The organism is Pseudomonas sp. SbOxS1 (genome assembly GCF_013416725.1).
Lineage (GTDB): Bacteria > Pseudomonadota > Gammaproteobacteria > Pseudomonadales > Pseudomonadaceae > Aquipseudomonas.
In genome coordinates this window covers 588,160-601,853 of the sequence record NZ_JAAVXC010000004.1, presented here as the reverse complement: position 1 = coordinate 601,853, position 13,694 = coordinate 588,160, and the positions used below count along the sequence as shown (strand labels likewise).

Below are 13,694 nucleotides of genomic sequence, written 5' to 3'. Positions count from 1 at the left end.
TGCTGCGCAACCCAACGGGGATAAATCCCCTCACCACAGGACCTCCTTCAATGCCTCAAAACTTGGGTTAACCGAGCAAATCCTGCAATGTACCCAGGTGATCCGCCTCTTCGACCGATTTGTCCTGGCGCCAGCGCAGCATCCGCGGAAACCGCACCGCAATCCCGCTTTTGTGGCGCTTGGACAAGGCAATGCCCTCGAAACCCAGTTCAAACACCAGGCTCGGCCTGACGCTGATCACCGGGCCGAATTTTTCCACCGTGGTCCTGCGCACGATGTTGTCGACCTGGCGCATTTGCTCATCGGTCAACCCCGAATAGGCCTTGGCAAACGGCACCAGCGCGCGTTCGCTGGCGTCGGGTGGCGCGTCCCAGACGGCGAAGGTGTAATCGCTGTAGAGACTGGCCCGACGGCCATGGCCGCGTTGTGCGTAGATCAGCACCGCGTCGACACTGAACGGGTCGACTTTCCATTTCCACCAGACCCCCATGTCCTTGGTGCGACCTACGCCGTAGAGCGCGTCCCGGGCCTTGAGCATCATGCCTTCGACACCGAGCCTGCGCGATGCTTCCCGCTGGCGCGCGAGGTCGAACCAGTCTTCGCCGGTCAACAAGGGCGAGGCGAGCAGCAGTGGATTGTTGCCCTGGGCGATCACCTGCTCCAGTTGACTGCGTCGCCGACTTTGCGGCCGGTCGCGCCAGTCCGCACCTTGCCATTCCAGCAAATCGTAAGCGAGAAGGACCACCGGCACGTCATTGAGAATCTTGCGGGTGAGGTTTTTACGGCCGATGCGCTGCTGCAACAGGGCGAAAGGCTGCACGGAGGGGCTTGCCTCAGGCGGATCGAAGGCATCTTCGGTGCCTGATTGCGGGGCTTTCCAGGCGACGATCTCGCCGTCGATCACGGTGCCGTCGGGCAGGCAGTGGATCAGGCTGTCAAATTCAGGAAAGCGATCGGTGACCAGCTCTTCCCCTCGGGACCAGATCCACAGGCGCCCCTCGCGCTTGACGATCTGGGCGCGGATGCCGTCCCACTTCCACTCGACCTGCCATTGGCTGGGGGCGCCGAGTAGCGCTTCGAATTGTTCGACCGATTGTGCCAGGGCATGGGCGAGGAAAAACGGATACGGCTGGCCACCGCGTTGCGCATGCTCGTCGGGGGATTGCGCGGCGATCAACTTCAAGTAGCTGGCGGCACTCGGCCGGTGGGACAGGTCGGTGTAGCCGACCATTCGCTGGGCCACGCGCTTGCTGTCCAGGCCAGCCATGGAGGCCAGGGCCCGGGTCACCAGCAACTTGGAGACACCGACGCGAAAGCTGCCGGTGATTAATTTGATGCACAGCATCAAGCTCGGGCGGTCCAGTTGCGACCAGAGAGCGGGCAGGCGTTCGGCGAGCACCTGCGGGGTTTCGCCGCGCAATGGCAGCAGTTTGTCTTCGATCCACACCGCCAGGCCGTCGCTGGAGCGGTAGGGCATCTCGGGCAGCACCAGGGAAATGGTTTCCGCCAGATCGCCCACCGCCTGGTAGCTTTCTTCGAACAGCCACGCTGAAAGTCCGGAATAGGCGACTGCCAACTCACGCAGGACGCGCACCGGCACCAATTGCCTGGGGCGTCCTCCGGACAGAAAGTACACCGCCCATGCGGCATCTTCCGGTGCGGCCTGGGCAAAATAATCTTGCATCGCCGCCAGCTTGGCGTTGCTCGACGTGGTGGCGTCGAGCTCGGCGTACAACTGGGCAAACGCCTTCATGGCAGCGCCTCGACGCTCTCGGCCTCGGCCGTCGATGCCTCCTCATCGTCACCGTATTCGGTGCGAAAGCCCTGGGCATCGAGGCCTTGTTCACGCAGGTGACGCACCAATACCGCGACGGAACCGTGGGTGACCATCACCCGTTCTGCGCCAGTCTGTTCGATGGCCCAGAGCAAACCCGGCCAGTCAGCGTGATCGGACAACACGAAACCGCGATCCACGCCGCGCCGCCGGCGGGCTCCGCGTAAGCGCATCCAGCCACTGGCGAAACCGTCGCTGTAGTCACCGAAGCGGCGCATCCAGGTGCTGCCACCGGCCGAAGGTGGCGCGATCACCAGCGCCTTGCGCAGGAGCGGATCGCTTTTCTTGAAATCACCGGCGTAGAGCGTCGGTGGCAGCTCTATCCCGGCCTCACGATAGACACAGTTCAGCGGTTCGACCGCGCCATGCGCCAGGATCGGCCCGAGGCTGGCATCGATGCCGTGGAGAATGCGCTGGGCCTTGCCGAAGGAATAGCAGAACAGCACGCTGGCTTTCTCTTGCTCGGCATTGGCCTGCCACCACTGGTTGATCTCGGCAAAGACCTCCGCCTGCGGCTGCCAGCGATAGATCGGCAGGCCGAATGTCGATTCGGTGATGAAGGTGTGGCAGCGCACGGGCTCGAAAGCAGCGCAGGTGCCATCGGGTTCGATCTTGTAGTCCCCTGATGCCACCCAGACCTCCCCACCATATTCCAGCCGCACCTGGGCCGAGCCGAGGACGTGGCCGGCGGGGTGGAAGCTCAGGGTGACGCCGTGATGCAGCAGCCGTTCGCCATACGCCAGGGTTTGCAGGTTGATGTCCTGGCCCAGTCGCGCACGCAAAATCCCTTCTCCGGGTGCCGCCGCCAGGTAATGCTGGTTGCCGGTACGGGCGTGGTCACCATGGGCGTGGGTGATGACCGAGCGCTCGACCGGCCGCCATGGATCAATGTAGAAATCGCCGGCGGGGCAGTACAAGCCTTCGGGGCGCGCGATGACAAGGTCCACGTTGTTATCCGGGTGGAGGGGCTTGTTAGCTAGGAGGCTGGCGCGGGGGGAGAAGTTCTATCGGAGTTCAATGGGGAAACGACTGTGGGAGCGAGCCTGCTCGCGAAAGCGGTGTGTCAGTCAGCATGGATGTTGACTGACAGGCCCTCTTCGCGAGCAGGCTCGCTCCCACATGGGTTCAGTGTCGCTGGTTATTTTCCAGGCGTCAGGGTCAATCGCTTGGTTCCATACACCCTGTCAAAGTTCTCCGGCTGCATCGGCAGGCTCTGGTACTGCCCCTTCAGCCACGGCTCGAGACCATTGAGGTAGTTCGGGCTGGCGGGGTTGCCGGACTGGCCGGTGGCGATCTGCCCCATCAACGGTTCGGGCTGGCCGAAGTCGACGATCAGGCGCATGGCCGGCACTCGCGTGGTGCTGAAGTCCTGGCCCACGGCGTACGCGGCCGTGTTGAGGGTGGTGTGGTCGCCGCCGGCCGGCTGCGGACCGCGCACGGTCTGGCCACTGGCGTTCTTCCACTCATAGCGATGAAGTTTGCCCCACTGCCAGGCTCTATGATCGCCGCCCAACTGACTGTCGCCTGCGGTGATCGCTGCGGCCAGGCTGCGGGCGAGGATCGCCGGTTTGTCTTCCTTCTGCGCGGTGTGCACATCATCCCAGAACGGACTGTCTTCACGCCCCAGCAAGTGATCGGCCTGCGCCGCGTAAGACAAGGCGCCATTGGCGATGAACGCTTGCCATGCCGGGCTGCCTTGCGGTCCCAATTCATCGAGGAAAATCTGCCGAGTGCTTTCCTGAAGGAACAACTGGTAAATCGCTGCGTCGGCGGAGGTCGGGGCGAGTTTGCCGTCAAACGCCATCAAGCGGGTCAGGGCCTCGCGGGCCTTGCCACGATCGGCCCCGGGCAAGGCCTCGATAGCCTGATTGAGCGGCTTCGACATCCCCGGGGCTTCGAACATTTTCTTCAGTTTGGCGGCGAAGGTGGTGGTCTGGTCGTACTGCATGGCGATCAGGCTACGGGTGTCGTGCTTGCCCACGCCGGCCAGCTCGGCCAGGCGCTCGCCACGTTCCGGTGCCGACCAGGAGTTGGACAGCTGCATGCCATAGCCATGGGGAATGACCCGCTGGTTGGCGGTGCCGAGCCAGCCTTGGGCCGGGTCCTGATCGTAGGGGTGCAGCATCGGATCGGCGTAACCGTCCCAATCGTAACGTCCCTCCCAGCCAGGCGAGGGCAGCAGGCCTTCGCCTTCGCGGCGGTTCGGATAACGGCCGGTGACTTGCCAGCCAATGTTGCTGGCATCTGCAAACACCAGGTTCAGGGCAATGGCGCGAATCTCGCGGCTGGCGTCCGAGGCTTTCTCGACGTTCTGCGCCCGGGACAAATCAAAGAAGGCGTCCAGGCTCTTGTCGTCGGTAAAGCTCGGTGTTTGCAAAGCCAGGCCGAAACCGCTGCCCTGGGCCAGGCTTTGGGCACTGTTGAGCAGGGGGCCGTGGCGGGTTTCGAACACGGCTTCGCGAATCGGTCGCTGGCCTTTGACGAAGTAGGTTTCGTTGCGCACGATCACCGGCTGCCACTTGCCAGCGGTTTCGTAAGACAGTCCATTACCCTGGCGTTTGATTTTTTCCAGGAACAGGTCCTGGTTATCGCCCAAGACGCTCGTCATGCTCCAGGCCACTTTGCCGTTGAACCCGCCCAGGATCATCGGCAACCCGGCAATGGTCACGCCGGAAGCCTGATACTTCGGCGCGCGGATCTGCACGTAGCTGAACAGCGCCGGTACCCCCATCGGGCCATGGCTGTCGCTGGCCAGCAGGCTTTTACCGCTGCGGCTGCGTTGCGGAGCAATGGCCCAATTGTTCGATGAGGTGGCGCCCAGCAGGTTCAGCTCGGACAACTGGCCGGTGGCCTTGCTGATGTCAGCCAGCCCCGGTACCTGCCCGCGGAGGTTGATGCCTTGCAGCTTTTCACTTTCGCCCAGCGGCAGTTTTTCATCCGGGGCGGAAGGGGTCAGCCACGGCAGCTTGTCGGTGGTGACGGTCTGGGCCAGCACCAGCGAGGCAATTTCCTCGGGCAGGTTGGCTGACTGGCTGAAATTGAGCAGGCAGAAAATCAGCGCCGAATCTTCCGGCTTCCAGTATTCGGGCTTGTACCCGGTGGCAACGAGGTCGGCAGGCAGCTTGTCGCGGTAACGGAACAGATAGGCGTTGACCCCGCGGGCATAGACTTCGAAGAAGCGCTTGAGCCGCGGTGAAGAGGCTTTGTACAACTCGCCGGCGCTTTTCTTCAGGTTGACCGCGCGCATATAGCGGTCAGCGTCCAACAGGTCCGCCCCCTGCATCTCGGCCAATCGACCCTGGGCGAGCAATCGCAGGGTGACCATCTGCGTGATGCGGTCACTGGCGTGCACATAGCCGAGGGCGAACAGTGCGTCGTGGAAGGTGCTGCTTTCGATCAACGGCATGCCCATGGCATTGCGTCGCACCGAAACGTTCTGCGCCAGGCCTTTGAGCGGCTGCACACCGGAGGTGGGCGGGAGGGTGTCCTGGGTATTGAAGCTCTGACAACCGGTCAGGCTCAAGGCACCCGCCACTGCTGCGGCAACGCCGAACCGGGGTAGAAAATGTGAAAGGGCTGGCGAGGCCATGGCAAAGCTCCTGCGGGGTAAAGGCGGCGGCGCGCGATAAAGGCGCTACGTTAGTGAGCAGGAGGGGACCACGCAAGCGGGACGCGGGGTTATTTCAACAATCGGCCTGATGGCGCCATCGGTCGAGCCTGTTATTTGTGACAGTAGACAATCCATTGTGCTGAAGAGACGCTTGTTTTCCGCTCACGCTGGATGTGTTCAGCGTTCCTGGCGAACGGAGCTTGTGCATGAACAGCAAATGGCTGGTTTGTTTTGTGACACTCTGCCTTGGCATAGGCGCACTGTTCTTTTCGGCAAAACAGGCGACGCTCAAGCGCAGCCCCTATGCCTTGTTTGAGCCACCCATGACGGTTGAGCAAAAAGCCGAGGTACAACAGCAAATCGACCGACAACTCATTCGCAAATCCGGTGGGCAACAAGTCAGTGCTACTCAAGTGACTTACGATGAGGGTGCGGTCGTACTCGCCTTCCCGGTACCCGGCGACGCAGGCCCTTCAGACCGCACCTGTGACTATGGCTATGTCTGCCTCTGGAGCGCCGCGGATTTTGCAGGCAGGAAACTGTCGTTGCTCAGTACCGCGAAAAGCCGGCCCGTCGATCTGTCCGACTACGGTATGAGCGCCGAGGTCTCCTCCTGGCAGCACAACAACAAGGCCGGCTCGGTAAAGATCTTCGGTGTGGATGGGCCTGGCGCCAGGGGCAACATGGTGATGAGCAATATCAGGGAGGTGATCTTGGGCAAGGGTTGTTGTCCGTTCAGTATTCCCGAGGATGCCCGCGTCATCGACACCTGGACGGAGATCAACTCCCAGAGCCGACTGACCGGGAACAACGTTCGGATCGTGAGCATCGCGTTTGCGCCCATGTTCATGTTGTTTGCCCAGTAACAGCGCAGGCTGGCGCCCGGTCCCGCTGAATCGATTTTGTCCTCAATACTGGCCGACTAGTGGCCTTGCAAGGCGGAGGCCGGTGGCTATGCTGACGTCTAACTAACCATGCCGACCGTTATCGTCGGCCGTGGATCATCGAGCCAAGCTGCCAGAGTGCGCAACCCAAGGCACCGACACACTTGCACAGGAAGTTGTCCGGAAATGGAGTTCGCTTATGAGCACGTTAGGGCTGGCCCGACCCCGGGCTATCAAGAGAAGGATGTCTTGATGAGAGTGTCGCGATAAGGACCCCCTCCGATCGAACATCACCTATCACCTGATTGGTTCCTCCTCCTTGGAGGAACGCGTGTGCCTGTTCTGTTGAACGTAGTGGTGGATTTGAAAGATCAGCAACTTTCATAAACGCGCATAGGTGGTACGACCATGTTTAACCTGCATCACAAGGCTGACCTGCTGGAAATCGAACGTTTCAGCTGCGCGCTGACTGAAGCCAATGCCAAGCTGGCTGCTGTCAGCCGGTCCATGGCGATGATTGAATTCACCCCCGATGGCATCGTCCTCGAGGCCAACGAGAACTTTTGCAACGCCATGGGTTACAGCGCCGACGAAGTGCGCGGCAAACACCACCGGATATTCTGTGAAGAGGCGTTTTACCGCAGTGAGGAGTACGCCAAGTTGTGGCGTGATCTGGCCCGGGGCGAGCCGATCAGCGGTACCTTTCTGCGCCTGAACAAGAGCGGCAAGGAGATCTGGCTCGAGGCCAGCTACATGCCGGTGTTCGGTCCGGACCGGCAGGTGCGCAGCGTGATCAAGGTGGCCACCGACATTTCCGCCCGGGTTCACCAGGAACACGAAAACCAAAGCAGGCTCGCCGCCCTTGGCCGCTCCATGGCCGTGATCGAGTTCACCCCCGAAGGCCGGGTGATCACGGCCAACGAAAACTTCCTGAAAACCACGCAGTACTCGCTCCATGAAATCGTCGGTCAGCATCACAGCATGTTCTGTCATCGCGCCGAAGCGGAGTCCCAGGGCTACAGGAACTTCTGGGCCTCGCTGAACCGCGGCGAGTATCACTCCCATCGCTTCGAGCGCAAGAACAAGCAGGGGCAGACGATCTTCCTGGAAGCCTCCTACAACCCGCTCTTCGATGCCAAGGGCCGCCTGTACAAAGTGGTCAAGTTCGCCAGCGACATCACCCACCAGATGACCACCCTGCAAACCGCGGCGGATTCGGCCCACAGCACCTCGGTGCAAAACGACGCCTGCGCGCGCAAGGGTTCCGAGGTGGTGCAGCAGACGGTGCAGATCATCCAGGACATCTCCAGGGACTTGAACCAGGCAGCGCTGAGCATCGATGCGGTGAGCAAACAGTCCGACATTATCGGCACCATCGTCCAGACCATCCGTGGGATTGCCGATCAGACCAACTTGCTGGCGCTCAACGCCGCCATCGAAGCGGCCCGCGCCGGCGAACATGGGCGAGGGTTTGCCGTGGTGGCCGATGAGGTGCGCAGCCTTGCCGCACGCACCAGCCAGGCCACCCTGGAAATTGTCGATGTGGTGCGCAAGAACCACGACCTGTCATTGAGTGCGGTGTCGAGCATGCAGTCGAGCCTGAGTCGAACCGGGCTGGGCGTGGAACTGGCCAACGAGGCGGGGGAGGTGATCCTGGAGATCCAGCAGGGATCGCGACACGTGGTAGACGCGATCAGCCAGTTCAACTCGACCTTGCAGTTGAACTGATCACCCACCTGATTCGAATGTGCTCTTGTAGGAGCCCGGCTTGCCGGCGAAGGCACCCTTGAACATTGCGCTGGTCGTTCAGGCGCCTTCGCCTGTAGGAGCCCGGCTTGCCGGCGAAGGCGCCCTTGAGCATTGCGCTGGTCGTTCCGGCGCCTTCGCCGGCAAGCCGGGGTCCTACAAAAAAACAGCATCACCGCTTCGTTACAGCGATGCGATAAGTTTATCCACACCCACGATGCTGGTGTTTTCACCATTGCGTTGATCTTTCTCGGCCGCTGCCATCTGCGTCTTGTCCCGCAGGCGCTCGGCTATTTCTTCGCCGATGGCCTGTTGTTTCTCCGGTGGCATCTGATCGATCTCCTCCTGGGTCAAGCCCATCTCTTGCAGGATCGCATCGCGCATGCGCTGTTCCGGGGTCTTGCTCATGTAGTCCTTGAATTCGGCCGTCGCCGAGCCATCACCTATCCTGTCCTTGACGTCGTCAGGCAGCGGCGCGGAGTTCGCTTGCAGGCCTACGCGGGTCTTGGCGAACGCTTCATCGACGTTATCGCTGATGCGCGAGGCTTCACTCACCTGTTGCGTGGCCAGTTGCGTGGCGGATTCCTCGACCTGGGTGCTGGTTTGCGTGGTTTGCGCCTGCACGTTGTTTTGCAGGGCCTGCGCCATGACGCTTTGCAGGCCGGCGGCGGCTTCGGCGGTCGGATCTTCGCCGGGGCGTTTGGGGAGCGGTGTCATCAGGTTTAAATGTGCACTGACCAACATGATAAGCGGACCTTGTGGGTATTGGCGGTGCAGTGCATTCAGCAAATAGTATGCCTATTGATTAAATGCCAACTAAATCAGTTGGTTAGGTTCTTTTTTGCCAGGCGGGCAGGTTGGAGTTGCGGTCAGGCCTTGCCGCCGGGGGGCAGGCGTCGACCGCTTTCGGAAGTCGTTTACGGCAGGCCATTACAGCAGTGTTTGAGAAAACCCGGGTGTTGCGCCAGGCGTTTGAAATACTCGTCGACGGCTGAATAGTCGGGGCGCTCAATGGGCGTCATCAGCCAGCGATTGACCGAGAGGCCGATGACAATGTCGGCCACGGTGAATTTTGCCCCGGCGACATAGGCTTTGGTGGTCGCGAGCTGATGTTCGAGAATCGCCATTTTCTGGTTCCAGCCGCGCACGCTGATGTCGATGCGATGCGCATCCTGGAATTCCGGATCCTTGCGCACCAGCGCCATGAACGCATAGCTCCACGACGAATTGAGATCGGTGGCTTGCCAATCCATCCACTGTTCCACCCGCGCGCGCGCGGCCGGTTCGCTGGGCAACAGCTCAGTGTGGTGATGCTGGTGTTTTGCGCTCAGGTAGCGGCAGATGGTGTTGGATTCCCACAGCACACCGGCCTCATCGATGATCACCGGTACCTGCGCATTGGGGTTGTACCGGAGAAACTCAGGGCTGTGGGTCGAGGCAAAACCGCTGCCCCAATCCTCGCGTTCGTAGGAAAGGCCCAGTTCGTCGCAGGTCCACAGGACCTTTCTGACGTTGATCGACGAGGCTTTTCCCAGAATCTTTAGTGTGTGTTCCATCGTGCTACTCCGTTAGCGAATGTGCGCTTCAGGAAATTAACATTTTGTCGGCCACAGCAAGCGCTCAACGGGATAAGAAATACAATCAAGATTAGTTGAAATCCCGGGGCATGGACGTTGCACCGCTTGGCGGTACGGGGTGTCAGACCTGGCGATTTTCCCACATCATTTTCCGCGCTGTAATAGATCGGTCCAGATGGGGCTGGAGCAGGCGCTGGGAATCTGCTGGTTGAGGATGGGTTGCCGAAGGATCCAGCCCTGAAGCTGTTGGTCGATGAATATCGGGGTGGGTTCGATGCACTCGCCTTGGGGCGCAACCTTGACTTGGTCCACTGAAACAAACAGCGGACCAGGCAGATCGAACAAGGTCTGGGACCGGCTTACCTGGCCAGTATCCTTGCTGGCGTAACATTCATTTCTGCGTCCGGTGAGGTCAGTGGTCATGACGCCTGCTTCTTCAAGGCTTGCATGCCAAACATCCATCACGACGGCAGGGCCCTGGTTACTCGAGTGAGCGACCAGACAATTTTTTATCGCCGGCATGAAGCGTGGATCTGTCAGGAAGTGGGTCCAGTCACTCGGCGCCGACGCTTGCGCCTGAGTTGCCTGTCCGAGCGAGAGTGTCAGCAGGGTGGTCATGAAAATCTTCTTGCGCATAGGAGTGTCAGCCGGGAATGGAGTTTGCGGATTTTGCATCCGCCATTCGTGAAGCGCAGGATAAAAGGTGTTTCGAAATACAGATCAGGGGCCGGACTGCCTCGTAGGAATGATCAACAGGAGGCATCCGGTTTCTCGGAGATATCGTTTTGCAAACGCTGAAGTGCCGGTCTCAAGTACTTTCGCGCACTTTCAACTCAAACCCCATGTCCTGCACCGGTTTGGCCACGGTATTACCGGCCATCAGCGTGAGCATCTGCTCCGCCGCGCGACGGCCGATGGCTTCGCGCGGGGTATTGATGCTGCTGAGGCGCGGGACCATGTGTTCCGACATCGGCAAATCGTTGAAACCCAGAATCGCCACCTGTTCGGGAATCCTGATTCCGCAACGCATGGCTTCGAGCAAGGCGCCCTGGGCCAGGTCGTCGTTGCCGAAGAAGATCGCATCGACATCCGGGTGACTGGCCAGCAGTTGCAGAAACAGTTCGCCGCCCAGGCCGACGGACGAGGCGCGCGGGGTCAGCACTTCCAGGTCGGGGTCATACAGGCCGGCCTTTTTCAGTGCCTTGCGGAAACCTTCACCGCGCAGCAGGGTGCGTTGATCCAGCTGCGCGCCGATGTAGGCCAGGCGCTTGCGCCCCCGCGAGAGCAAATGCTCGGCCGCCGTTTCGCCGGCCGCCAGTTGCGAGAAGCCGACGCAATTGAGTCCGGCAGCACTGTCGAGCTCCATCATGTACACGCACGGGATGTTGCTGGCTTCGATCATCCGCCGCGAACTTTCGGTGCGGTCGAAGCCGGTCAGCAGCAAACCCCGGGGTTGATAGGCCATGTAGTTGCGCAGCAGGTTTTCTTCTTCGTCGCGCGAATAATGGAAGTTGCCGATCAGCACTTCGAAGCCCTTGGGGCGCAACACCTGATGAATGGCTTCCAGGGTGTCGATGAACAACAGGTTGGACAAGGACGGCACCAACACCACCACCGAATGGCTCTGCGCCGAAGCCAGGGCACGAGCAGCGGGGTTGACCACGTAGTTGAGTTCCTGCGCGGCTTTCTGGACTTTTTCCACCAGTTCGGTGGCCACCGTGCTGACCCCGCGAAGGGCGCGGGAAGCGGTGATTGGACTGACACCGGCCAGGCGTGCCACTTCGTTCAGGGTGGGGCGGCCAGTGGTGCGGGTATTTTTATCGTTTTTAGTTGGAGTCATCGACGGCTTGCCAAACAAAATTCAAGGCACTAAGGTAGCGCTGTCTCGATGCAGCTGCAAATGCGTGAGCGGGGGTTCGCCTGATCCTCGCTTTTTGGCGTTGGGAACACACATGCTGCAACCCACAAAATGACAAGAAAGGCGTCGGCAACTTCTGCTTTTGATCGAGTGTCATAGCTTTCAAAGGTAGCGCTGTCTGCGCGCTGAGGTGTTACATGAATCATCCCATCACCGCCCTGGTCATCATGGGCGTTGCCGGTTGCGGCAAGACGTGCGTCAGCGAAGCCCTGTGCCAACTGAGCGGCGCCACTGCCATTGAAGGCGACTCTTTCCATCCTGCCGCCAATATCGAAAAGATGAGCGCGGGAATTCCCCTGAACGATCAAGACCGTGCCGGCTGGCTCGACAGCCTGTGCGATGAACTGCGTCGCATCGATGCCCTGGGCCAGCGCCCGGTGCTGACCTGCTCGGCGCTCAAGCACATTTACCGCGAACGCCTGCGCAGTGCCTTGCCGGGCCTGGGCTTTGTGTTCCTGGAGCTGACGCCGGAAGTTGCCGCCGAACGTGTCTCCCATCGGCCGGGCCATTTCATGCCGGCAACCTTGATCGAAAGTCAGTTCGCCACCCTCGAGTCTCCCAAGGGCGAGCCGCTGACACTGGCGCTCAATGCCTCGATCCACAGCGTTGAAGAACTGGCCTCGCAGGCGCACACCTGGTGGCAGGCCAACGGCCTGAAGCAGGCGGTATGAACGTGCTTTCAAAGACAGCGCTGTCCTCACGACTTCTGATTAACCCGCTTTAATAACAACAACAACCAGGAGACACCCCTAATGTTTGGCATGTCCCACGAGACGTTCCTGCTGCTCGACGCAGTGGTCACGGTGATCGGGCTTATCGTCCTGATCACCAAGTTCAAGTTGCACCCCTTTCTAGCCCTGATCATCGCCGCCGCTTTCCTCGGGCTGACCTCCGGCATGCCGATCGGCACCATCATCAAGGCGTTCCAGGACGGCTTTGGCGGCGTGCTCGGTTTCGTCGGGATCATCCTCGCGCTGGGGACCATGCTTGGCAAAATGATGGCCGAGTCGGGCGGGGCGGATCAGATCGCCCAGACCCTGATCCGCGCTTTCGGCAAGGACAAGGTGCAGTGGGCGATGATGTTCGCGGCCTTCCTGGTGGGCATCCCGCTGTTCTTCGAAATCGGCTTCGTGCTGCTGATTCCGCTGGTGTTCATCGTCGCCCGTCGCACCGGCGTGTCGATCATCAAGATCGGTATCCCGCTGCTGGCCGGCCTCTCCGCGGTGCACGGCCTGGTGCCACCGCACCCGGGTCCGCTGCTGGCCATCGGCGTGTTCGGTGCCGATATCGGTAAAACCATTCTGTACGGCCTGATCGTTGCGTTGCCGACGGCCATCATTGCCGGCCCGATCTTCGGTACCTTCATCGCCAAGCACATCCCCGGTCATCCGAATCAGGAGCTGGTGGATCAACTGGCCCGCGAATCGGACACATCTGAACTGCCGAGCTTTGGTATCACCCTGGTCACCGTGCTGCTGCCGGTGTTCCTGATGCTGCTCAAGACTTTTGCCGATGTGGTGCTGCCGGATGGCAACATTTTCCGCGCCTTCATGGACCTGATTGGTCACCCGATTTCGGCGTTGCTGCTGGCGTTGCTGCTGTCGCTGTATACCTTCGGCTACAAGCAGGGCATCGGTTCCAGCCAAATGATGAAATGGCTGGATGCGAGCCTCGCGCCAACCGCCGCGATCATCCTGATCATCGGTGCCGGTGGTGGCTTCAAGCAGATGCTGGTGACCAGCGGCGTGGGTGACGTGATCGGCCACATGGCGGTCAATGCACAGATCTCGCCGATCCTGCTGGCCTGGTTGGTGGCGGCGGTGATCCGCATCGCGACCGGTTCGGCGACCGTGGCGACCATTACTGGCGCGGGCATCGTGGTGCCGGTGGTGGGGATGATCCCAGGGGTTAACCGTGAGCTGCTGGTGCTTGCCACCGGTGCCGGTTCGTTGATCCTGTCCCACGTGAATGACGCCGGTTTCTGGCTGGTAAAGCAGTACTTCAACATGACCGTGGCAGAGACGTTCAAGACCTGGACGGCGATGGAAACCATTCTGTCGGTGGTGGGGTTGGGCTTTATCCTGTTGTTGTCGTTGTTCGTCTAAACAGCACCGCAAGACCCAAT

11 protein-coding genes are annotated in these 13,694 nt (G+C 60.6%); 4 read left to right on the top strand and 7 right to left on the bottom strand.

Annotated features, from left to right (window positions below; genetic code table 11):
- Positions 1–67 precede the first annotated feature (67 nt).
- The 3 genes from HFK74_RS09085 to HFK74_RS09075 all read right to left on the bottom strand — a co-directional run bounded on the left by HFK74_RS09085 (position 68) and on the right by HFK74_RS09075 (position 5,423).
- Positions 68–1,753, bottom strand: coding sequence for an ATP-dependent DNA ligase (locus HFK74_RS09085; RefSeq protein ID WP_180203213.1), 1,686 nt, complete (start codon positions 1,751–1,753; stop codon positions 68–70).
- On the bottom strand, positions 1,750–2,781 hold the full coding sequence (locus tag HFK74_RS09080; protein ID WP_180203212.1) for a ligase-associated DNA damage response exonuclease: 1,032 nt from the start codon (positions 2,779–2,781) through the stop codon (positions 1,750–1,752). Before HFK74_RS09080 ends, HFK74_RS09085 begins: the two co-directional genes overlap by 4 nt.
- Positions 2,782–2,972: 191 nt before the next feature.
- Complete coding sequence (locus tag HFK74_RS09075; RefSeq protein ID WP_180203211.1) at positions 2,973–5,423, bottom strand: penicillin acylase family protein; 2,451 nt, start codon at positions 5,421–5,423, stop codon at positions 2,973–2,975.
- Positions 5,424–5,650: 227 nt separating this feature from the next.
- On the opposite strand from HFK74_RS09075, the gene HFK74_RS09070 reads away from it, so the two are divergent.
- Positions 5,651–6,310, top strand: a complete 660-nt coding sequence (locus HFK74_RS09070) for a peptidase inhibitor family I36 protein (RefSeq protein WP_180203210.1) — start codon at positions 5,651–5,653, stop codon at positions 6,308–6,310.
- Between the two features lie 426 nt (positions 6,311–6,736).
- Positions 6,737–8,056 (top strand): PAS domain-containing methyl-accepting chemotaxis protein, encoded by a 1,320-nt coding sequence (locus HFK74_RS33420; RefSeq protein ID WP_180203209.1) that lies wholly within the window; start codon positions 6,737–6,739, stop codon positions 8,054–8,056.
- A 201-nt stretch (positions 8,057–8,257) separates the two neighbouring features.
- Here the strand turns inward: HFK74_RS33420 and HFK74_RS09060 are convergent, their stop codons facing one another.
- The 4 genes from HFK74_RS09060 to HFK74_RS09045 all read right to left on the bottom strand — a co-directional run bounded on the left by HFK74_RS09060 (position 8,258) and on the right by HFK74_RS09045 (position 11,491).
- Entirely contained in the window at positions 8,258–8,818 is a 561-nt protein-coding gene (locus tag HFK74_RS09060) for a hypothetical protein (RefSeq protein WP_180203208.1), read from the bottom strand.
- A 173-nt stretch (positions 8,819–8,991) separates the two neighbouring features.
- Positions 8,992–9,630 (bottom strand): glutathione S-transferase family protein, encoded by a 639-nt coding sequence (locus HFK74_RS09055; RefSeq protein WP_180203207.1) that lies wholly within the window; start codon positions 9,628–9,630, stop codon positions 8,992–8,994.
- Positions 9,631–9,795: 165 nt separating this feature from the next.
- Positions 9,796–10,269 (bottom strand): hypothetical protein, encoded by a 474-nt coding sequence (locus HFK74_RS09050; RefSeq protein ID WP_257230276.1) that lies wholly within the window; start codon positions 10,267–10,269, stop codon positions 9,796–9,798.
- A gap of 190 nt (positions 10,270–10,459) precedes the next feature.
- The gene (locus tag HFK74_RS09045) at positions 10,460–11,491 is read right to left on the bottom strand and encodes a LacI family DNA-binding transcriptional regulator (RefSeq protein ID WP_180203205.1); all 1,032 of its coding nucleotides are present in this window, start codon (positions 11,489–11,491) and stop codon (positions 10,460–10,462) included.
- Between the two features lie 215 nt (positions 11,492–11,706).
- Here HFK74_RS09045 and HFK74_RS09040 point away from each other — a divergent pair, with 215 nt between their 5' ends.
- Both HFK74_RS09040 and HFK74_RS09035 read left to right on the top strand, forming a co-directional pair.
- Positions 11,707–12,240 (top strand): gluconokinase, encoded by a 534-nt coding sequence (locus HFK74_RS09040; protein ID WP_180203204.1) that lies wholly within the window; start codon positions 11,707–11,709, stop codon positions 12,238–12,240.
- Positions 12,241–12,321: 81 nt separating this feature from the next.
- On the top strand, positions 12,322–13,674 hold the full coding sequence (locus HFK74_RS09035; protein ID WP_180203203.1) for a GntP family permease: 1,353 nt from the start codon (positions 12,322–12,324) through the stop codon (positions 13,672–13,674).
- Positions 13,675–13,694 lie beyond the last annotated feature (20 nt).

Bases quoted from the DNA above. Each gene is read 5' to 3' on its own strand.
- HFK74_RS09085 (WP_180203213.1), bottom strand. From the start codon at position 1,753: ATGAAGGCGTTTGCCCAGTTGTACGCCGAGCTCGACGCCACCACGTCG.
- HFK74_RS09075 (WP_180203211.1), bottom strand. From the start codon at position 5,423: ATGGCCTCGCCAGCCCTTTCACATTTTCTACCCCGGTTCGGCGTTGCC.
- HFK74_RS09070 (WP_180203210.1), top strand. From the start codon at position 5,651: ATGAACAGCAAATGGCTGGTTTGTTTTGTGACACTCTGCCTTGGCATA.
- HFK74_RS33420 (WP_180203209.1), top strand. From the start codon at position 6,737: ATGTTTAACCTGCATCACAAGGCTGACCTGCTGGAAATCGAACGTTTC.
- HFK74_RS09060 (WP_180203208.1), bottom strand. From the start codon at position 8,818: ATGTTGGTCAGTGCACATTTAAACCTGATGACACCGCTCCCCAAACGC.
- HFK74_RS09055 (WP_180203207.1), bottom strand. From the start codon at position 9,630: ATGGAACACACACTAAAGATTCTGGGAAAAGCCTCGTCGATCAACGTC.
- HFK74_RS09050 (WP_257230276.1), bottom strand. From the start codon at position 10,269: ATGACCACCCTGCTGACACTCTCGCTCGGACAGGCAACTCAGGCGCAA.
- HFK74_RS09045 (WP_180203205.1), bottom strand. From the start codon at position 11,491: ATGACTCCAACTAAAAACGATAAAAATACCCGCACCACTGGCCGCCCC.
- HFK74_RS09040 (WP_180203204.1), top strand. From the start codon at position 11,707: ATGAATCATCCCATCACCGCCCTGGTCATCATGGGCGTTGCCGGTTGC.
- HFK74_RS09035 (WP_180203203.1), top strand. From the start codon at position 12,322: ATGTTTGGCATGTCCCACGAGACGTTCCTGCTGCTCGACGCAGTGGTC.